Below are 279 nucleotides of genomic sequence, written 5' to 3'. Positions count from 1 at the left end.
CAAATTGAGACACCAACTCTTTTCTAATCACTGGACACAAGCTTGACGGATGCCAGAATACAGCATGGTTAAACCACACCTTTTCACCGGTATGAATGTGATCGCGAATAGCAGGACGCACTTGGCGAGTACGGATTTGATCGGCACTGATAATTTCCAACTCAACATCCGCTTTCTGACAGTATGCTTTAACTTCTTCAATATCATCAGTGTTGAATGCTTTTTGCCAAGTTGGGCCTAAGCCATTGCCATAGTTGCGTACTAACATCCAACCATGCT

1 pseudogene is annotated in these 279 nt (G+C 43.7%); it reads right to left on the bottom strand.

Annotated elements, in window-relative coordinates:
• Window positions 1-279, bottom strand: a pseudogene (locus CWC11_RS22370) (TauD/TfdA family dioxygenase); the annotation flags it as partial.

Origin of the sequence: Pseudoalteromonas sp. S3178 (genome assembly GCF_005886985.1) — a bacterium.
Lineage (GTDB): Bacteria > Pseudomonadota > Gammaproteobacteria > Enterobacterales > Alteromonadaceae > Pseudoalteromonas > Pseudoalteromonas carrageenovora.
The sequence above is the reverse complement of the archived record's forward strand: the minus strand, read 5'-3'. Positions and strand labels throughout refer to the sequence as shown.